Source organism: Caballeronia sordidicola, from assembly GCF_002220365.1.
Classification (GTDB): Bacteria; Pseudomonadota; Gammaproteobacteria; order Burkholderiales; family Burkholderiaceae; genus Caballeronia; species Caballeronia sordidicola_C.
This window is the reverse complement of the sequence record NZ_MTHB01000063.1, coordinates 97,966-118,490: the sequence shown is the minus strand read 5'-3', so window position 1 is coordinate 118,490 and position 20,525 is coordinate 97,966. Positions and strand designations below refer to the sequence as shown.

15 protein-coding genes are annotated in these 20,525 nt (G+C 65.2%); 9 read left to right on the top strand and 6 right to left on the bottom strand.

Annotated elements, in window-relative coordinates:
- Positions 1-5: 5 nt before the first annotated feature.
- Genes tssJ through BSU04_RS11265 form a run of 5 tightly spaced genes read left to right on the top strand, consistent with a single transcriptional unit; the run spans position 6 to position 7,660 of the window.
- A complete protein-coding gene (gene tssJ, locus BSU04_RS11285; protein WP_089160684.1) occupies positions 6-551 on the top strand; it encodes a type VI secretion system lipoprotein TssJ in 546 nt (181 codons plus the stop codon).
- The gene (gene tssK, locus BSU04_RS11280; RefSeq protein WP_089160683.1) at positions 548-1,915 is read left to right on the top strand and encodes a type VI secretion system baseplate subunit TssK; all 1,368 of its coding nucleotides are present in this window, start codon (positions 548-550) and stop codon (positions 1,913-1,915) included. The genes tssJ and tssK overlap by 4 nt, the downstream gene beginning before the upstream one ends.
- Positions 1,894-3,132: a type IVB secretion system protein IcmH/DotU gene (gene icmH, locus BSU04_RS11275; RefSeq protein WP_089160682.1), complete on the top strand. Its 1,239-nt coding sequence runs from the start codon at positions 1,894-1,896 to the stop codon at positions 3,130-3,132. The genes tssK and icmH overlap by 22 nt, the downstream gene beginning before the upstream one ends.
- Positions 3,129-6,635, top strand: coding sequence for a type VI secretion system membrane subunit TssM (gene tssM, locus BSU04_RS11270; protein ID WP_089160681.1), 3,507 nt, complete (start codon positions 3,129-3,131; stop codon positions 6,633-6,635). The genes icmH and tssM overlap by 4 nt, the downstream gene beginning before the upstream one ends.
- A gap of 38 nt (positions 6,636-6,673) precedes the next feature.
- Positions 6,674-7,660, top strand: coding sequence for an FHA domain-containing protein (locus tag BSU04_RS11265; RefSeq protein WP_089160680.1), 987 nt, complete (start codon positions 6,674-6,676; stop codon positions 7,658-7,660).
- On the opposite strand, the gene BSU04_RS11260 is transcribed toward BSU04_RS11265, so the two are convergent.
- From BSU04_RS11260 to purT, 3 genes are all read right to left on the bottom strand, one after another.
- The gene (locus BSU04_RS11260) at positions 7,657-8,067 is read right to left on the bottom strand and encodes an MliC family protein (protein ID WP_373452821.1); all 411 of its coding nucleotides are present in this window, start codon (positions 8,065-8,067) and stop codon (positions 7,657-7,659) included. The genes BSU04_RS11265 and BSU04_RS11260 overlap by 4 nt on opposite strands.
- Positions 8,068-8,122: 55 nt before the next feature.
- Complete coding sequence (locus tag BSU04_RS46405; RefSeq protein ID WP_306427184.1) at positions 8,123-8,278, bottom strand: DUF6726 family protein; 156 nt, start codon at positions 8,276-8,278, stop codon at positions 8,123-8,125.
- A gap of 67 nt (positions 8,279-8,345) precedes the next feature.
- On the bottom strand, positions 8,346-9,560 hold the full coding sequence (gene purT, locus BSU04_RS11255) for a formate-dependent phosphoribosylglycinamide formyltransferase (protein ID WP_089160755.1): 1,215 nt from the start codon (positions 9,558-9,560) through the stop codon (positions 8,346-8,348).
- Between the two features lie 336 nt (positions 9,561-9,896).
- Here purT and BSU04_RS11250 point away from each other — a divergent pair, with 336 nt between their 5' ends.
- Together BSU04_RS11250 and BSU04_RS11240 are read left to right on the top strand one after the other, a co-directional pair.
- Complete coding sequence (locus tag BSU04_RS11250; RefSeq protein ID WP_256982493.1) at positions 9,897-10,511, top strand: META domain-containing protein; 615 nt, start codon at positions 9,897-9,899, stop codon at positions 10,509-10,511.
- Between the two features lie 291 nt (positions 10,512-10,802).
- Positions 10,803-14,747, top strand: a complete 3,945-nt coding sequence (locus BSU04_RS11240; protein ID WP_089160678.1) for a DNA translocase FtsK — start codon at positions 10,803-10,805, stop codon at positions 14,745-14,747.
- A 76-nt stretch (positions 14,748-14,823) separates the two neighbouring features.
- Here BSU04_RS11240 and BSU04_RS11235 read toward each other — a convergent pair whose 3' ends face one another.
- Both BSU04_RS11235 and BSU04_RS11230 read right to left on the bottom strand, forming a co-directional pair.
- Complete coding sequence (locus BSU04_RS11235) at positions 14,824-15,897, bottom strand: transporter (protein WP_256982492.1); 1,074 nt, start codon at positions 15,895-15,897, stop codon at positions 14,824-14,826.
- A gap of 160 nt (positions 15,898-16,057) precedes the next feature.
- Positions 16,058-17,287: a lactonase family protein gene (locus BSU04_RS11230; RefSeq protein WP_373452820.1), complete on the bottom strand. Its 1,230-nt coding sequence runs from the start codon at positions 17,285-17,287 to the stop codon at positions 16,058-16,060.
- Positions 17,288-17,639: 352 nt separating this feature from the next.
- Between BSU04_RS11230 and BSU04_RS11225 the strand changes: the two genes are divergently transcribed.
- Positions 17,640-17,792: a DUF3096 domain-containing protein gene (locus tag BSU04_RS11225; protein WP_089160676.1), complete on the top strand. Its 153-nt coding sequence runs from the start codon at positions 17,640-17,642 to the stop codon at positions 17,790-17,792.
- 181 nt (positions 17,793-17,973) lie between these two features.
- Here the strand turns inward: BSU04_RS11225 and BSU04_RS11220 are convergent, their stop codons facing one another.
- Complete coding sequence (locus BSU04_RS11220; protein ID WP_089160675.1) at positions 17,974-18,222, bottom strand: hypothetical protein; 249 nt, start codon at positions 18,220-18,222, stop codon at positions 17,974-17,976.
- Between the two features lie 370 nt (positions 18,223-18,592).
- On the opposite strand from BSU04_RS11220, the gene BSU04_RS11215 reads away from it, so the two are divergent.
- The gene (locus BSU04_RS11215; RefSeq protein WP_089160674.1) at positions 18,593-20,458 is read left to right on the top strand and encodes a glycoside hydrolase family 15 protein; all 1,866 of its coding nucleotides are present in this window, start codon (positions 18,593-18,595) and stop codon (positions 20,456-20,458) included.
- Positions 20,459-20,525 lie beyond the last annotated feature (67 nt).

The following is a 20,525-nucleotide window of genomic DNA, read 5'->3' as shown; positions in this document are numbered from 1 at the left end:
CGCGCATGTGCTCTCCACGATGGCGCTCGCTCCTGCCAATCGCCGCGGCGGGGCTGCTCGCCGCCTGTAGCGCAACGCCCGCCACGCCCTCCCATTCGCCCGCATCCTATGACGTGCGCGTCGACGTGAGCCCCGGCGTCAATCGCGACGGCCTCGGCCGCGCGGCGCCGGTGCTCGTCGGCGTGTACGAACTGAAGAACGCCAGCCGTTTCGACATGGCGAGTTACGTCGCCTTGCAGGACGACCCGAAAGCCACGCTTGGCGACGACCTCGTCGCGTTCACGCAATTCATCGTGCTGCCGGGTGAGACACGGCGTCTCGAACGTCCGCGCGATGCGGCGGCGCACGCGATCGGCATCGTCGCCGGATACCGGGAACAGCATGGGCGCATCTGGCGGCGCGTCATCGCAATACCCACACTACCCGCGACACAAGCGTCGAACCCCTGGCTGCCGTTCTGGCCCGCCGCCTCGCCGCAGCGCTTTGCACTGCAAGTCGATCTCCGCGATAACGGCCTGGCCGTCTCCACACTCGATCCCCGCACACCATGAATCACGACTATCTCGCCCCCAACGACGCCGGCGCCTCGCGCAGCAAGGTCGTCTGGTCCGAAGGCATGTTCCTCCGGCCACAGCATTTCCAGCAGTTCGAGCGCTATGTCGAAAGCTATATCGAGCAGCGCTGCGTTGGCCTGCAGGGCGCGTATTGGGGCTTTACCGGTATCGAGGTCGATCCGGCGGCGCTCGCGCTCGGCAAGATCGTGGTGTCGATGGCGCAGGGCGTGTTGCCCGACGGCACGCCGTTCCTGCTCACGAGTCCCGACGAACTGCCGCCCGCGCTCGACTTTCCCGCCGATGCGAAGGACGAGACCGTGCTGCTTGCCTTGCCGATCCGCCGCCCGGGCGCCGAGGAGACGCTCTTCGAGGAGATGCCGGTTTCGCTCGCGCGCTATCGCGTGTTCGCGCGCGATATCGCCGATACCAACTCGGTCGCGCTGGGCGCCGCGAGCGTGCAGCTCGCCCGGCCGCGCCTCTTCCTCGTGCTTGCCTCCGCGCTCGGCGACGATTGGCAGGCCCTTGGCGTTGTGCGCGTGAAGGAGCGGCGCGCCGACCATCAGCTGGCACTCGAGCCGCACTACATCCCGCCGATGCTCGTCGCAAGCCGGCACGCGGTGCTCGCGGGGTATATCGGCGAGGTGCACGGGCTGCTCGAACAGCGCGGCGACGCCCTCGCGCAACGCATCTCGCGACCGGGCCGGGGCGGCGTCGCGGAAGTGGCGGACTTCCTGCTGCTCGCGCTCGTCAACCGTGCCCTCGCCGATACGTCGCATGCGCAGGCGCTCGGCCACGTGCATCCCGAGCGGCTCTTCGAGCAATGGCTGCGGCTCGCGTTCGATCTCGCCACCTACACCACCGAGACGCGCCGCCCGCGCGTGCGCCCCACCTATAGTCATGACGACCTGCAGGCGAGCTTCGGCCCGCTTGTCGCGGAACTGCGCCGCGCGCTCTCGACGGTGCTGGAACAGAACGCCGTCGCAATCGAACTGGAGGAGCGCGCGCAGCGTGTATGGGTCGCGAAGGCCATCGCGCCCGAGTTGCTGCGTCACGCGGGATTCGTGCTCGCGGTGCATGCGGATCTGCCCGCCGATACCGTGCGCGCGCGCTTTCCGGCGCAGGTGAAGATCGGCCCGGCCGAGCGGCTCGGGGAGCTCGTGCACCTGCACCTGCCGGGCATCGCGTTGCGCGCGCTGCCGGTTGCGCCGCGCCAGATTCCGTATCACGCGGGCTGCCATTACTTCGAACTCGATACGGACGGCGAGCTGTGGAAGCAACTGGACAATTCGAGTGGCCTCGCTTTGCACGTCGCGGGCGACCTTCCTGGCCTGACGATGGCATGCTGGGCGATCCGCAATTGATGTCCGACGCGCACCTCGTTCCATTGTCCGGCCGGGCGGCCATTGCCAATCCGCTGGTCGCCGCGGCTGCGCCGCTTTTCGACGTGCTCGCGCATCTGCGCCTGGGCACGCGCCTCGCGCCCGAGCGCCTGCGCGACTACCTGGGCGGCGAGATCCGCAGCTTCCAGGCGCGCGCGCAGGAGGCGGGCGTGCCGATCGAGCGCATCGTCGGGGCGCGCTATTGCCTGTGCACCGCACTCGACGAAGCCGCCGCGCTCGCGCCCTGGAGCGACGGGGGCGCATGGTCGGCGCAGAGCCTGCTCGTCGCTTTCCACAACGAGACCTGGGGCGGCGAGAAGTTCTTCCAGTTGCTCGCGCGCGTGGCGACGGATGTCGCGGCGCATCGTGATCTCATCGAGCTGCAGTTCCTGTGCCTCGCGCTCGGCTTCCAGGGGCGTTATCGGGTGATCCGCAATGGCGCCGCACAACTCGACACGCTCACGCGCCGTTTGCACAAGCTGCTGCACGATACCGGCGGCGGTTATACGCAAGCGCTGTCGCCCGCGTGGCTGGCGACCGGGCGAGAGGCCGCGTACCCGACGCGGCCGGCGCTGCCCTGGTGGGTGTGGCCGGTGATTGCGGGCGTGATCGGCGGGATCGCGTTCGCAGGGTTTCGCCTCACGCTCGACGCCCAGGCCGCGAATACGCGCGCATCGATCGAGGCGATCCGCCTGCCCGGCCTCGACGCACGCCGCCCGGCCACGCTGCCGGCCGCCCTTGCACGACTGCTCGACGCTGACGTGCGCGACGGCAACATCGCGCTGCGCGACGAAGGCGGCGGCACCGTCATCGCGATCCGCGGCGACGGCCTGTTCGACTCGGGTTCCGACGTCGCACGGGCAGCCTACCTGCCGCTGATTGCGCGGGTCGCGAGCGTGCTCGAGCGCGTGGATGCGGACATATTCATCACCGGACACACCGACGACCAGCCGCTGCGCGACCGTCGCTTCGTCTCCAACCTCGCTTTATCGCTCTCGCGCGCGCAAGCCGTGCGCGAACGGCTCTTCGCTTCGGGGCTTCCGGCCACGCGGCGCGTCTCGGTGGCCGGCCGCGGCGCCGACATGCCAATCGATACCAACAGCAGCGCCGAGGGGCGTGCGCATAACCGCCGCGTCGAAATCGTGTTGTTTCCGGTTTCGGCCGCGCCATCGAATCTCACCGAAGCGGACGCGCCATGACGATGCTGAAACGGTTGTTTTCACGGGGCACGTTCGTGTTCGCCGGGGTATTGTCGCTGGCCGCGCTGATCTGGTGGATCGGTCCACTGCTCGCGATCGGCGAGATGCGTCCGCTCGCGGGCATCGCGGCGCGGCTCGCGCTGATCGCGCTCGTGCTGCTCGCCTGGGCCTGGCCGCGCGTCAAACGGTTCGCGCCGCGTCCGGCGCTGCCGCGTCGTCCCGCCGCGCCCGAGAACACCGACCTCGACGAACTGCGTGCGCGCTTTCGCACCGCCCTGCAGCGCTTGCGCGCGGCGCACAAAGGCACATGGCTCGAGCGGCTGAGCGGTCGCGCCGCTTATCGCCTGCCGTGGTATCTGGTCATCGGCGAAAGCGGGTCGGGCAAGACGTCCGCGCTCGTCAACGGGGGCGTCGCGCTGTCGCTGGCGGATCACGAAGCGCGCGTGGCCGGCGAGCGCGTCGAGCCGACCCACGAGTGTGAATGGTGGCTCGGCAGCGACGCGGTGCTTATCGATACGCCCGGCCGCTATCTCGACGCAAGCGAGCAGCGCTTCTGGCACGCGCTGCTCGCGCTGCTGCGGCGCCATCGTGCGCGTCAACCGCTCAACGGCGTGCTGCTGACGGTCGCTATCGACGAACTGCTCGCGCTCGACGAGCCCGGACGCGCGGCGCTCGGCACACGCCTCGCACGGACGTTGCAGCACTTGCATGCGGACCTGCGCATGGACGTGCCCATCCATGTGTGCCTGACGAAAATGGATCGCATCGATGGCTTCGCGGAGTATTTCGCGCATTTGACGCCCGAGCAGCGGACGCAGGTGTGGGGCATGTCCTTCGATACCAACGTCAATGCGAATGTGGGCACAACCTTCGCGAGTGCCTTCTCGGCGATGGCGCAACGCTTGGACGCGGGTCTGCGCGACGTGCTGATCGCGGACCCCGACACGGCGGCGCGTGCCCGCGCGTTCCTATTCCCGCGCCAGTTCGCGACGCTCGCGCAACCGCTCGCCGGTTTCTGTGCGGCGCTCTTTCGCCATTCGCCGCTCGACCCCGCGCTGCGTGCGCGCGGCCTCTACTTCGCGAGCGCACGCCAGGACGGGACCGTGATCGACCGCGTTCTCGCGCCAGTCGGCGACCGGCTCGGCGCGCAAGCGCCGGCGCCCGCAAGACGCACGCAGGTGCAGGGCTATTTCCTCGAACGCCTGCTGCATGAGGCGCTCTTTGCTGACGCCGGTTTTGCCGGCGTCAGCCGTTCGCAGCGTCGCCGCCGTTTCCTGCTGCACGCCGGCCTCGCGGCGCTCGCGGGCATCATGCTGATCGCGGCCCTCGCCGGGTGGACCACGAGCTACCTGAACAATCGCGCGTACCTGCGGGAAGTGGACGCGCATGTCGCCGAGTTCGCCCGCAGCATCCCAGCTTCCATGACGCTCGAGGCCGACGCCCTTCCCCCGCTCGCCCCGTTGCTCGACGCGCTGGATGCGTTGCCGCGAAGCGCGTCCTTCGACCCCGCCGCGCCGCCATGGCGCCACCGTCTCGGTCTCTTCGAAGGCGCCGGGCCGAGCGCCGCGAGCGACGCCGTGTACCGCCGCGCGCTCGACGAAAAGCTGCTGCCGCAAGCCGCTTCCCGCCTCGCGGCACTGCTCGCCAACGCGCCCGCCGACGACCCCGACTACACCTACGACGCACTCAAGGCCTACCTGATGCTGCACGACCCCGCGCACTACGACGCGGCGTTCGTCACGGCCTGGCTCAGCTTCGACGCCGCACGCACGCTGCCCGGCGACGCGACCCGCGAGACGCGCGAGCGCCTCGATGCGCATCTCGCGCGGCTCTTCGGCGCGCGCGCAGTGGCTTCTCCGTTTCCGCTCGATACGGCCCTTGTCGCACGGGTGCGCGAGCGGCTCGCGCGCGAACCGGCGAGCGAGCGCGCCTATCACACGGTGCGCCGCGAACTGCTGCGCTCGATGGCGGGAGAGCCCGTGAGCGTGGCGAGCGCGGGTGGACCGCAGGCGGCGCTCGCGCTCAGGCGCAAGAGCGGGCGCCCGCTCACCGACGGCATCGCGCGGCTTTATACCTACGACGGCTACTGGGACGTATTCGACAAACGCGTCGGCGAAGCCACGGTGAAGCTGCAGGAGGAAGATCCGTGGGTGCTCGGCGCGGGAGCCGCGCCAGCGGTCGATCACACGCGTCTCGTGCTCGAAGTGCGGCGCGCGTACCTGAATGACTACGCCGACGTGTGGGATGCCTACCTGAACGACCTGACACTCGTCGATAGCCCGTCGATCACGCGCAGCATGCAGATCGCGCGCACGCTGTCGGCGCCCGATTCGCCGCTACGGCAGTTCCTGCAGGCCGCCGCGAACGAAACCCACCTCCTGCGTGCCCGCGAGACCAGCGCACCGGCTGCCGGCGCGTTGCAGCAGCGCATTGGCGCGGCGCGGCAGTCGCTCGGCGCGCTCTTCGGCGAGACCGTCACCGACACGCCGCCCGCAGCCGCCGACACGCGGCCCGAAGCCATCGTCGACGACCGCTTCGAGCCGCTGCGGCGGCTCGTCGGCGCGTCCGATGGCACCGCCGCCGGCGCCGCGCCGTTCGACAGCAACCTGCAGGTGATTGACGAGCTGTATCGCTATTTGTCGTCGGCGAACGCGGCGCTCGCGAGCGGCAACGCGCCGCCTGTCACCGACGTCTTCGACAAGCTGCAAGCCGACGCTGGCCGCATGCCGATGCCGTTGCGCGCGATGCTCACGGATTTGTCGAAAAGCGGCGCGGCGCAGGTGGGCGGCGCCGCGCGGCGCAATCTCGCGCAGGATGCGCAGGGCAGCGTCGGACGGACATGCCGGCAGATGATCGCCGGGCGCTATCCGTTCGCGCGTCATTCGACCCGCGATGTCGCCCTCGATGATTTCTCGCGCCTGTTCGCGAGCGGCGGCCTGATGGACAGCTTCTTCCAGAAGAACCTGGCGTCGCAGGTGGACACGGGCCGCGAGCGCTGGGCGTTTCGCCGCGACGCAGGCATTGCCGGCACGTCCGGGACACCCGGTGATTCGCGCCTGCTCAGCGCATTCCAGAACGCGGACACGATTCGCCGCGTGTTCTTTCCGGGCAACACCAGTGCGCCCTCGTTGCAATTCGAAATCATGCCGCTCGAACTCGATCCCGGCATCACGCAATACGCGCTCGACATCGACGGCCAGGCGCTGCGCTACGCGCACGGTCCGCAGGTGCCGGCGGCCGTGCGCTGGCCCGGGGCGCGCGGCTCGAACCTCGTGACCCTGCAGGTCAGCACCCGCGACGGTGTCGACAGCGTGCAAACCGAAGGCGCGTGGGCACTGCAACGTCTTTTCGACCACGCGCGGATTGCGCCGGGTGCAGCGCCCGAGACGTTCGTCGCGAGTTTCGATTTCAACGGCCGCAAGCTCGCGCTGCGCGTGAGCGCGAACAGCAGCGTCAACCCGTTCCAGTTGCCGGAGATGGACGCGTTCGCTTGTCCGTCGTGAACCGGCGACTTCGTCAAATAAATAAGGAGGAGTAACCCATGTTTTCGTCGACGCTCGGCTTGACTATCATCGCGAGCCACGGCCAGGCACGCACCGGCGGCGCTCGCGCGCAGTTTAATGCGGCGGGTGGCACCATCGGCCGTGACGCTGCCAACGCTCTCATGCTTCCTGACGACAACTCGGTGGCCGAGCGGCACGCCGCCGTCGTCGCGGACAAGGACGGCTGGCAGCTTGTCAACCGAAGCGCGCAGGCGAGGATCGCCGTCAACGGAGGGCTGCTCGCGCCGGGTGAGCAGACGCGTCTCGTCGCCGGGGATATCGTGAACATCGGCGCTTATGTGCTGCAGGTGTCGGTGGCAAGCGCGGACAAGGGTCCGCTGCACTATCGTCCGCCGGTCGACGACTACTGGGACATGTCCACGCCCAAGACGGGCGAAAAAACCGCACCCACCGATCTCGACGACCTGCTCGGCCTGCCCGTCGATCCGCTTGCGCTCTTTGGTGGCGCAAGCCGAAAGGGACTGGGACCGGCGGGACGCGCGGCGGAATCGATGGGATTGTTCGGCGACATTCTCGCCACGGCGCCCGAAGCCTTCAACGCGCCAATCGATGCACGCTTTGACGCACAAGCCGACGCCCCCGTGGCACCAGACAACGCGATCCGCGACAACACCCCCGCGTACCTGAGCCCAATGCGCGTGAAGATCGCCGCACCGATCCCGGAGACGGAGGACACGGCGCAGACGGCTGAGAAGACAAAGACGCCTGCTTCGCATATCGCCACCTTGCGCATCATGGCCCCCGCGCCGCGTCCTGGCGGCTACGGCGCCCGTCCATCAATGACGATGGCGGCGAGCCAGCCCCTTCCAGCCGGCTCCAACACTGCCGCGCAGCCGGACGCGCTCGCGCTCGCCTTCCTCGACGGGGCCGGCGTCGCGCCCGACGATGCGCACGCGGCAGGCTTCACGCCAGCGTTCATGCGCACGCTGGGCGCGCTTGCCGGCATGCTCGGCAAGCGCCGTTAACCCGTCTTGCATTCCGACAACAGCGGGGCGGCCTTGGGATCGGCGGTCTCATCCGTGAGTGTGCCTTCCGGGCCTTTCGTCCACCACGTGAAGCGATCGCCGACATATTTCGCGCCGGACGCCGCGAGCACGTTCACGAACAGCATCTTGCGGTCATCCACGGTGAGCAGCGCGAAGCTCTGCTTGTTCTTCGTGTTCATGTATTGAACAGTCAACGCGTTGCCACCACTGCATTTATAGCGAATCGTGTTGGTCGTCGCCGTCTGGATCTGCGGCACGGTCAGCGGCATGGCGAACGCCGTCTGGGTTGCCGACATCAGGCACAGCGCGCCCAATGTCGCGGCGAACGGCCTGAGCGCCCGGCTGGTCCTGGCTATCAGGTACGTTCGTTCGATAACTCGTTTCATTGTGCTGTCCTTTGGTTTCCTCTCTGTGGCGGCCAGACGCTGCGCCGGACGGCGTTCAAGGATCGATCACGCCCGCGCACGCATCGGTCGGCGCCGCCGCCACATGGCCGACCAGCGGCACCATCTTCAATCCCGCCGATGCCACCCGGCAAGGCGCCGCCGCAACACCACACCCGGCCAAACCGACCAACGCCGCGCACAGCGCGACCATTGCACACCATTTCACTTGAAACCTCCGTGCCGGTTGCGACATGCTCGCTGCCAGCGGCGTGTTGCCGTCATCGAGTAGAGACGGGTCTTACCTTAGACGCGGCCAGCTTCGCGCGTTCCCGCGCTTCGTCAGTATCGCGTCCGGTTGCTAGCGCAACACCCATGCGCCGCTTCGTAAAACTTTCCGGTTTGCCGAACAGGCGCAGGTCCGAATCAGGCACGGCGAGCGCGTCAGCGACACCTTCGAACGCGACGCCCGCTTCGTCCAGGCCGCCATAGATCACCGCCGATGCACCCGGCGCGCGCAACGTTGTATCGACGGGAAGACCGAGGATCGCGCGCGCGTGCAGGTCGAATTCGGAGAAGCGCTGCGTGGCGAGCGTGACCAGGCCTGTGTCATGCGGTCGCGGGCTGACTTCGGAAAACCAGACGTCGTCGCCGCGCACGAACAATTCGACCCCGAACAATCCGCGGCCGCCCAGGGCCGTCGTCACTTTTGCCGCGACATCGCGCGATTTCGCAAGCGCGGCGGCACTCATTGCCTGTGGCTGCCACGATTCCACGTAGTCGCCCGCCACCTGGACATGGCCGATCGGTTCGCAGAAATACGTCTGCAGATCGCCCGTTTCCGGACTGAGCGCGCGCACGGTGAGCTGCGTGATCTCGTACTCGAAGTCGATAAACCCTTCCACGATCACACGCCCATGATTGACGCGCCCGCCGGCCATCGCGTGCTGCCAGGCCGGTTCAATATCCGCGGTGCTTTTGAGCACGGACTGCCCCTTGCCTGACGACGACATCACCGGTTTCACCACGCACGGAAAACCGATCTTGCCGACGGCCGCCGTCATCTCGTCAAGCGACTCGGCGAACGCATACGGCGACGTCGGAAGCCCAAGCGTTTCGGCGGCTAGACGGCGAATGCCTTCGCGGTTCATCGTGAGTTGCGTCGCGCGCGCGGTCGGGATTACGACGGCGAGCCGCTCGGCTTCGATTTCAGCGAGGGTATCGGTTGCTATGGCCTCGATCTCCGGCACGATCAAATGCGGCCGTTCCGCTTCGATCAGCGCGCGCAACGCGGCGCCGTCGGTCATGTCGATCACGTGCGAACGATGCGCGACCTGATGGCCGGGGGCGTCGGCGTAGCGGTCGACCGCGATCGTCTCCACGCCGAGCCGCTGCAACGCGATGATCACTTCCTTGCCGAGTTCGCCCGCGCCGAGCAGCATCACGCGCGTCGCGCCAGGCGTGAGCGGCGTGCCGATTTTCACCGGCTGCTGCATCGGCTGCATGCCGGATTGAGGGGAAGAAACGGCGGACGCAGCGGACTTCGCGCTCTGCATGGATGCTCCAGAAAAAGAGGCCGGTCAAGCCCGCAATGTTAACACGCGCACCCTTTTCAGGAGACGATCGGTGTTGCGTTTCCGGGCGCAGCCGGCCAGATCCGGGATGGCCTCGAGGTCGGGCGCCGGCTAACCGCTACGGGGTTTTCGCTTCATCGAGCGGGAGGCTCGGCTAACTTTTCTTTACATGTTGCAGTGACTTTGCCGCAATCTGGCTTGGTCAATCTTAGGACGAGTGCGATACCCTTACGGTTTTGCCAGCCTTAAGGAAATTCCATGTCGATGCAGCCTTCCCGCTCGCCAACTGCGCGTGTTTCGGCGCGCAACCGGGTCCATGCTGCGTTCCCGCGTTTCAGGCCCTCATTTGCCGCCCTGGTGTCGGTCGTGACCATCGCTTTCGGCACCGCGTTAGCAGGGTGCACGATGCCGACACATCCGGACAGCGCCGCGCCGCCGACCGATCCTTACAACCCGGCCGCGACCCAGCTTCTCGACGATACCCAATGGCAGCTCACCAGTTGGGCGAATGCCGACGGCAAGATGCGCCCGGTCCCGTCCAATCCGGCTGGCGCCGCAGGCGGTAGCACTGGCGGAGCGCCGATCACCCTGAATTTTTCGACGCAAGGCGGCCAACGCAAGACGAACGGCTTTTCCGGTTGCAACCGTTTCACCGGCACCTACGATCTGGCCGGCGGCGAGCTCTCTTTTGGCCCCCTTGCCAGTACGCGGATGGCCTGTGCGCCGGGGCCTGGCAGCGCGCTCGAGCAACCGTTTCTCCAGGGGCTGGCGGATATCGAAAAGACCGGCGTGCAAATGCAGCCGCCGCAACAATTGCAGATCACGCTCAAGAACGGCGACGTGATGACGTTCACACAAGGCGCACAACCTTGAGATCGATGCAGGCCGGTTTCGCGGGTTGAGGTTTTTGAGGGTGCAGGCTCAGGGTGCAGGTTGAAGGGACGCCGTTGCGTTTCAGGCGGATGTGAACGTCCAATGAACGTCCGCCTGACCCGGCCAACATCGTCTCCATGTACCCATCGTCACCTTCGGCCGAATGCTTGATCGCTTGAGCGCCGCCCGCCCTCGCCGCGTTCATGGCGGTTAAACTCGGTGGTATCGATTCACCTTTGTCTGAGCCTGGGTTCGCAGCTCACATCGCTTACATCATTCCTGGTTCCTTGCATGCACACGGTAGTTTTCGGCTGGTTCGGTGCTTCGGCCGTCTGGTTCATCCCCCTTCTCTGGCGCATCGTCAAGTCCGTTCTTCCCAACGGCGGCGGTCTGCGCGGTCCGGGCACGATCCGGCTTTGGCTCGGTTTCTTCTGCGTGCTTCTCGCGAGCTGCTCGCTCGAAGCCGCGTTGTTCCATTCGTTCGCATTCGCAGTTGATGTCGACCATCTCGGCCGCGCGCTGCTGCTCGGCCTGGGCGGGCATGCCGGCGTCGTGAGCACGCCGGCGGCGCTGAGCGTGGGTGCCGGCGCGGCCGTCGTGTTTTTCATCAGCTTGCCGTGGCTCTGCGGGTTCCAATGGCGCGAAACCCTTGGCTGGGCAAACGGCGCGTTCGGCCTGGGCCTCAAACCCGAGTGGCTCACACCACGGGAACGGACGGTCCGCGAGAAGCCGGCGCGTGCCCGGGCATCGCGCGAGAAGGCGGAAACGCGGGGGGCCGGCAACGGTCTCGGCAGTTTCAAGGCGGGAAGTGCGGCTGGGAGCGGCGTCACGACTTCGGGAAGAACCTCCAACGATGCTCCGGCACTCGGCTTGCCGAGCGCAACGCAACGCCCAAGCGGTCGCTATCAGCGCCCGACCGTCTGGCGTCCCCAGCCAGCGCGGCGCAGCGATGCCGGGCGGCCACTGCGTGGCCCCGAGGCAGCACGCCCGATCGAATCCTTGTCGCCGACACATCGTGAACCGGTTGCCGGCAAAGACAGCTATTCGGACCGCTTCCCCGATGCACGCCCTGCCGCTTCGCACAGCGGTCGTGGAGCAGGACCTCGGGAGCCGCTCGAACCGATCGCGCCGGCTGGTTGGCTGAAGACAGGTTCGGGGTCGGGAACGTCGACAGGAACGCGGGAAAGGGCACCTGGCGTGAACGCGCCCGCGGCGGCGACGGGCGCCGGATCGGCTGGCATCACGCGGGTCGCGAGCGCGGCGGGGAGAACGGCGGGGGGAGCCGCGGGTGCCATGCCGCCGAATCCTGCCCACACATCGACCACGCGGGGAACCGAGCGTCCTGCGGATACTGGCGCGTCACGGCGTCCAGACGTGTCGCGTTCGTCGCTGAACCGGAGTGCGCCGGGCGCCGTTCGCGCGTCGGGTTCCTCCAGCGTTTCTCACGCCGCATCGAGCAATACTTCGATGAACCCGGCCCGTGGCAGGTCGGTTCCTCCGGTCGTATCGAGAGACTCTTTTTTTGCTGCGACAACAGCATCCGAGTCGGTTTCCGCCAAGCCTGCCGGTCCGCCGCCGGCACCTGAACGTATCAAGGAGACGCTGCGCTCCATCGAGCAGAGCACGGCGCAATGGACCACGCACGCGGGTGGCGTTGATACCGCGCGGGAACCGGGAACGTTGCCAGATACGAGCGCTGCGGATAAGGAACACGATGCAGCGGCGCTGAACGCTTCGGGTACTTCGGGTACTTCCCACGCGCTGGCCACTTCGGCTGGTTCTGCGATTTCCGTTCTCCCGGCGTCCTCGACTATTGCAACGCCTGCAGCTTGCCTGGTGTCAGCGTTTGCGCCCCCTGCCGTTTCAGCTTCGTCGGTCAGTGCTGGTCTCGCGAGTCACGCAACCTCTGGCACGGCGATACCGGACGCGACCGATCTTGCGAAGGCCACAATCGCCTCCGATTCGCCTCCGTCGTCAGGCACGAATACTCCATCACCGATAACCAACCTATCCGCGAACCAGGCCGACCAGCCGGGAATGGCGGAAGGTGTTGCGTCGATGACGGCATCGAGTGTTGCGGGCACGTATTCGTCGAGCGCTTCGTTACGCGACGGCTACACCTTCGCCTCGGGCGCTCAGACTAACGTTCGCGAGCCGACGCAGCCGGAGACGTCGCCCAATACGCCACCCTCGACGCAAACGCATGAGCCGGCGCACACGCCGGTTCATCTCGCCGATCTCCCGCCATGGGCTGTCCGCGCTGGTCAGTCGCACCCCGTGCAGACGACGCGTGACATCGCACCGGCGACACCGGCATCACCGCTATCGGAAAGCCACGCAACCGCGTCCACGGGTCAGGTCCACACACCGCCGTGGCAAGCCGATGCGGGCGCCGCCCGTCCGCCGTTCCGGGTCGTCGATCCACCACACGCCACGCCGGACGCAACCAACGCAAACGTCCAAACCAGCACCAGCACCCCGTCCGTCCCTCTCGTCCCGAACGGATACGCGACACAAACGCAAACGCCATCCGGCCAAGCGGCGCAAACGGAATGGGAAATCGCGACAGAAGAACAAGCGGATCCGAGCCACGACCACGCGTCGAACGTCGTCCACTTCCCGCGCGCCAATGCGAGTGCGAGTGCGAGCGCGAGCGCGGCTCCTGCGCCTGAAACACCTCCGCAGCAACCCGAGTCCCGGCCACCTGTACGCGGTTTTATCGCGACCGAATTCGAGTTCCACGCGCCCGCCGCGTCGGCCGTCGATCTTCCCGGCCTCGATCTCCTCGAACCCGCATCCGACGAAGTCGAACCCGTCTCCGAACAACATCTCGCCGAAACGGGCCAGTTGATCGAGCAGCGCCTGCAGGAATTCAAAGTACCGGTGACCGTGGTCGGCGCATCGGCGGGACCGGTCATCACGCGCTTCGAAGTCGAACCGGCGCTGGGCGTGCGCGGTAGCCAGATCGTCGGCCTGATGAAAGACCTTTCACGCGGGCTCGGGCTGACGTCCATCCGCGTGGTCGAAACGATTCCCGGCAAGACCTGCATGGGGCTCGAACTGCCGAACGCCAAACGGCAGATGATCCGGCTCTCCGAAATCCTTGAAGCCGATGTGTATCGCGACTCGAAGTCGTTCCTCACGATTGCGATGGGCAAGGACATCGTCGGCAATCCGGTCGTGACCGACCTCGCGCGCGCGCCGCACATGCTGGTCGCGGGCACGACGGGTTCGGGCAAATCGGTGGCGATCAACGCGATGATCCTGTCGCTGCTCTACAAGGCAAAACCGGAAGACGTGCGCCTGATCATGATCGACCCGAAGATGCTGGAGTTGTCGGTGTACGAAGGCATTCCGCATCTGCTCGCGCCGGTGGTCACCGACATGAAGCTGGCCGCGAACGCGCTGAACTGGTGTGTCGGGGAAATGGAGAAGCGCTACAAGCTGATGTCGGCGGTGGGCGTGCGCAATCTGCAGGGTTTCAACCAGAAAATCCGCAATGCCGAAGCTGCGGGCAAGAAGCTGACGAACCCGTTCTCGCTCACACCCGACGCGCCCGAACCGCTCGCCAAGCTGCCGATGATCGTCGTCGTGATCGACGAGCTCGCCGACTTGATGATGGTCGCGGGCAAGCAGATCGAGCAGTTGATCGCGCGGCTGGCGCAAAAGGCGCGCGCCGCCGGCATTCACCTGATTCTCGCGACGCAACGGCCATCGGTGGATGTGATCACCGGGCTGATCAAGGCGAACATTCCAACGCGAGTGGCGTTTCAGGTGTCATCGAAGATCGATTCGCGCACGATCCTCGACCAGATGGGCGCGGAATCCCTGCTTGGTGCCGGCGATATGTTGTTCCTGCCGCCCGGCACCGGCTATCCGCAACGCGTGCATGGCGCGTTTGTCGCGGACGAGGAAGTGCATAGCGTCGTCGAGTATCTGAAGCAGTTCGGCGAACCGGAGTACGAGGAAGGGATCTTGTCGGGACCGACGCCCGAAGGTGGCACGCCGGACCTGTTCGGCGATACGCCGGATGCCGAAGCCGATCCGCTCTACGACGAAGCCGTGTCGTTCGTGTTGCGCACGCGCCGGGCATCGATTTCGTCAGTGCAGCGGCAATTGCGCATTGGCTATAACCGCGCAGCGCGGTTGGTCGAACAGATGGAAACAGCGGGCCTGGTTTCACCGATGGGCACGAATGGGAACCGCGAAGTGCTCGCCCCGGGACCATCGGAATAAGCCATTATCAGATGACCGGTGCCCAAGGCAAGGTTGCAGAACCATAGCCTGGGGATCGGCCATCGAACGCATCACTTCACCACAACCGAAAACGCCGCAACAGATACAGCGTAAAGGCGGCGCAAACGGCCATCACGCCCATCACGATCAAGAACGAATGACCGTCGTGCGTGCCGGGCAGCCCAGCCACGTTCATCCCGAAGATACCGGATACGAGCGTTGCGGGCATCAGCAACGCGGACATGACCGCGAGCCACAGCAGCTTGCGGTTGATGTCCTCCGAGAGCAACGCGGCAATCTCGTCCTGCAGAAGCTTCGAGCGCTCATACTGCGCTTCGAGCCCGGCGGCCAGTCCGTTGAGCACCTGAATGGCCTGGACCAGCGTTTCCATAGACCGGGGTTCCGCCCACTCCAGCCGCCGCATCACCAGTTGCGTGAGCGCGTTGCGCTCAGGATCCACGAACCGCTTTACTTCCACCAGCCGCCGCCGCACCGACCCCAGCTCCGCGCGCCAGTTTGAATGACGGCCGTCGAGCACCCCCTCCTCCACGTCGTCGAGCCGGTCGCCGATTTCATCAATCCGATCCGCGAACGTCTCGTTCAACGCGCGAATCAGGCCGGCGAAAAGATCGACGGTATCGCGGAACACGGCGCCTTCGAGCACGGCATGACGCAGCCGGTCGGTCGATTGCAGCGGCTGCGCGCGCACCGTGATCATGCGGTTCTTATCGACGTAAAAGCGCAGCGCGCCCGTCGCCCGGCGCGTGGCCTGCGCGTTCGGATCGGCGTCGGGCGTTTCCGCGACGCGCTCCAGATCCGCCACCACGCCGTACATGAACGTCCCGCCCATGTGCACACGCGGGCGCTTGTCCTCACCGTTCAGGAATTCACGGGCGACATCGGGCATGGCGGTCACGCCAGTCAGCCAGCTTTCGACGGTGTCGTCGTTTGCACTCAAATGCAGCCACGTCGGGCCATCGCCCGCAATCTCGCGGCGCGCCTCGTCCCAGGACAACCGTAAAGCCTCCGCGCCGGCAAACCGGAACGCACAGATGAAACCCGGCGGTGTGGGCGCGTCCGCAGACGTACTCCCGGCGGTGCTGCCGGCGGTGGGACCAGACTCCTTGCTTGGTGCTGACGTAATGTTCAACGTTGAATTCCTTCTTAATCAAGATAACCCCGCGAGACAACCCCGCGAGACAACCCCGGCCTTACTGGTTAAACCAAAACCCGTTACTTGAGAAAACCGTGCGAGCCGCGAACCACTGACGACCCACGACACACGACCCGCGCAGTTGGAGAAGCTATCTTCAGGATGGCGAAACAAACTTGAAATCGACCGGTGACCCAATCTCCAGGCGTTTCGGATCAGACGCAAGTTCGCCCGTGTCCGGATTGCGCCGGAAAAAATAGACGCTGTCGCTGTCCTGATTGCCGACAATCAGCCAGCGCCCGGTCGGATCGATAGCAAATTCGCGCGGCGACTTGCCAAGCGACGAACGCCGGTCGAGCAGCTTGAGATGACCATCGGACGGATCCACGGCGTAGGTCAGAATTTCGTTTGCGTCACCGCGATTGGTGGCATAGAGGAAACGACCGTCCGGCGACAGATGGATCGCGCTGCCACCCACCTTGCCCTTGAAACCGGGCGCGGCCATCGACAGGGTTTGCCGCAACGTGAGCTTGCCGTCGTCATAGTCGTACACCGATACCGACGCATTCATTTCGGTCGTGAGGTAAGCGTGTTTGGCGGCCTGATCGAAGATCAGGTGACGCGGCCCGGAACCCGGTTTCACCAGCGTATAACGCGACTCGGTCGGCCCGAACAAGCCGCGGCTGCCGTCGGGCGTGTATCTATAAGAGTAGATCTTGTCCGCCCCCAGGTCCTGCGCGAACAGGTAGCGGCCGTCGGGTGAAAACACTGTCGAGTGCACATGGGAATTGTCCTGACGCCCTTTCACCGGACCGCTACCGTCGTGATGCACGGTGAGTACCGACGGATCAACCCGGTCACCTTCCAGTGGAAACACGGCAAAGCTGCCGCCCGGATTCGATGCGACCGAGTAGTTGGCGGTCAGCAGATAACGGCCATCCGGCGATAAAGCGAGGTACGCGGGATCGTTGCCATCGGAAGAGACGCGGTTCACGAAGGTGAGCTGCCCGCTCGGCGGATCGAAGCGGAACGCGCTGATGCCGCCGCGTTGCGACGCGGGACCATTATCGCCGGGCAGCTCGTTGACCGCGTAGACATGCTGACGATCGCGGCTCACCACGAGGTAAGACGGATTCACCGTCTGTGCGGATGAAAGGCGCGTGATCGCACCGGTGCTCGCATCGAACCGGTACACATAGATACCCTCGCTCTTGCCGCTGCCGGTGTACGTGCCTACGAGCAAGTCGAATACGCCGTTATCGGCAGCGCCGGTAGCCGTCGCTGACATGCCGGTGCCCGCGGCGGTTCCCGCCCCTTGCGCGAAGGCTTGCGCAGCAGCAAGCGACAACACGGCGGCAACCCCCGCCGCGACACCTTTCGACGTCAATCGCAGCCGTCCGGACTGACTGCCAGGCTTAGACAAACGCACCGGCCCAATGGCGCGGCACGATGTTTGCGTAGGAGCGAAGCCCCGGAGACGGAGCGTCGAAGGAAACCGACGGGTAAAACGCGTCAAACGAGGAAAATGAGTGAAATCCGCCAATTGCATACCGCCTCCTGATCGTTCGTTATTACGGCTTGTTTCAGGGCTTGTTTCAAGGTTTGTTTCAAGGCTTGTTTCAAGTTGCTTGAGCCGTGGGAAGCGCCCGATTGTCCCAATTGTCACCGGTCACTGCTTCGGCGCATGATGCAGACCTGATGTAGACCCATTCCCATCAAAAAATCAACAAGGAGTCACCATGGATATCCATCTGAGCCTCGGACCGCTGGTCGCGCTGATAGCAGGCATTCTGATCCTGATCGTGCCGCGCCTGCTCAACTTCATCGTCGCGATTTACCTCATCATCATCGGACTGATTGGCGTGTTCGGACTGAGCGGGACACATTTCTGACGGCCTCGACCCGAACACCGCCATCGCGCTGATAGTCGAAATGCGCGTCCATAAGACGCTGTTATTGGAGCGAGGTTCCGAAAGACGCGCAAACGCTGAACGCGGGATCGCAATCCGCGATCCCGCGCTAAGAATGTTCTGAATACAGATGAAGGCGCAGCGTGCTGCAGCGCAATCAGTATCAGTTGTTGGCGAGCTGGTCGAGCCGCATCCTGCCTTGCAGCGACAAGGCGCCCACGGCAGTAAGCCCGTCGACCTCGCGATGCCGGGTGAAACAGGCGCGTTCGATCAGGAACGACGCGGCGGTTTCCATCCCGTTGCGGGACAGGCCGAGATTCTTGTAATTGAGATCCAGGAGCGTGGTGTGATCGACGATACGGCTCGCGGCCGACAGGATGGCGATGCAATCTGCTCTCGACGGATTCAGCATGGCTTTCACTTTCGATGTCCTCGAAAACGTTAGGCAAGCAAGGAGCGCGTGACGTTCATCACAGGTCCGGTGCCGCGGACCCACGGCGATACTGCCTTGGGCGAAACCCGTCTGGCGCGAAGATTCATTCTAGACATTTGTCACAAGTTTTTTCAACCTTCCTGCGCTTGCGGTTTTGCTTGGCCTTTTGCAAGCTCACTTGCATCCGGCGTGGCGGACTGGAACTGGCGGCACACGCGTGGGACGGACATGCGTGAAAAACGCGAAAAACGAATGCGCTTCATAATCGAACGCTCGAAGGACTGGAACAGCTTGGCTTCCCACAACCACGCGGCGCCTGTACCGCGGCCGCATCGATATCTCCTAGCCTATGCCCGCACTGATTGAGGACTACGCCCTGATCGGCGATGGCCACACCGCCGCCCTGATTTCAAAAGAGGGCTCGATAGACTGGCTGTGCTGGCCGCGCTTCGACTCCGGCGCATGTTTTGCGGCCCTGCTGGGCACGCCGGAAAACGGCCGCTGGCTGATCACGCCCGACTTGCCGGACGGCGCCCCACCCCCTGTGATCACCCGCCGGTATCGCGGCGATACGCTGATCCTGGAAACCGATTTCGAAACGCCCGACGGCCGCGTGTCACTCATCGACTTCATGCCGGTCCGTGACGGCGCATCCGACCTCGTGCGCATCGTGGTGGGCCGGCGCGGTACCGTAAAGATGAAAATGGAGCTGGTGCTGCGTTTCGACTACGGCTCCTCCATTCCCTGGGTCAGCCGTCTCCCCGACGAAAGCGGTATTCGCGCGATCGCCGGTCCCGACCTATGCGTGTTGCGCACCCCCATCGACGTCACCGGCGAGAACATGCGCACCGTCGGCGAATTCACCGTGAGCGAGGGTGAGCGCGTCCCCTTCTCGCTCGTGTATTCGCAATCGCACTTGCGCCTGCCGCGCGCGCTCGATCCGCATACGCAGTTCGCACGCACCGAGAACTTCTGGCTGGAATGGTCGGGACGCAGCAATCTTGACGGCCGCTGGGGTCCGGCTATCCGCCGCTCGCTGATTACGCTCAAGGCGCTTGCCTACGAACCGACCGGCGGTATTGTCGCGGCGCCGACCACGTCGTTGCCGGAGCAACTGGGCGGCACGCGCAACTGGGATTATCGATACTGCTGGTTGCGCGACGCCACCATCACCCTCCTCGCGATGATGCGCAGCGGGTACTACGACGAAGCGCGTGCCTGGCGGGCATGGCTTGGCCGCGTGATGGCCGGGTCGCCGGACCAGGTGCAGATCATGTACGGCATTGCGGGCGAGCGGCGTTTGCCCGAATGGGAAGCCGACTGGCTGCCGGGTTACGAGAACTCCAAGCCCGTGCGCATTGGCAACGGCGCGGTCAACCAGTTGCAGCTCGATGTCTACGGCGAAGTGATGAATGCGCTGCATCTCGCGCGCGTGGGCGGCCTCCAAGGCGATGACACCGTATGGTCGATCCAGCGCGCCATGCTCGATCATCTCGACACCATCTGGCAGGAAGCGGATGAAGGCATCTGGGAAACGCGCGGCGGCCGTCAACAATTCACCTTCTCGAAGGTCATGGCGTGGGTCGCGTACGACCGCGCGATCAAATCGGCGGAACAGTTCAGCCTCGAAGGGCCGATCGACCATTGGCGCACGATGCGCAGCACCATTCACGCGGACGTGTGCGAGAAAAGCTGGAATCCGGCAATGAACTCGTTCGCGCAGACGTACGGTGGCGGCGATCTCGATGCCAGTTTGCTGCTGATACCGCTGCTCGGTTTTCTTCCGCCGGAAGATCCGCGCGTGATCTCCACGCTCCACGCCATCGAGCGTGATCTCACGCACGACGGACTGGTCAAGCGATATCACACTTCGGAAGTACAGGACGGCCTGCCGCCGGGGGAAGGCACGTTTCTAGCGTGTAGCTTCTGGCTGGTCGACAATCTCGCGCTGCAGGGACGCCTCGAGGAAGCGTATGCGATGTTCGAGCGTTTGCTAGGTCTCGCCAACGACGTCGGCCTGCTGGCCGAGGAATACGACACGGTCGCGAAACGTCTGGTCGGTAACTTTCCGCAGGCGTTTTCGCATGTCGCGCTCGTCCATACCGGCATGAACCTGATGCGCCACGAGCAAGGCATGGCGAAGGCAACAGGCCAGCCTGCGTCGCGTCAGGACAAACCCTTGGACGCAGTGCCAACAAAAGAAAGCAAAACGTAATGCGATTCGAATGATTAACGGAAATTGACGATTTCGACGCAAAATTCATGCTGAATAGAGGTAAAGA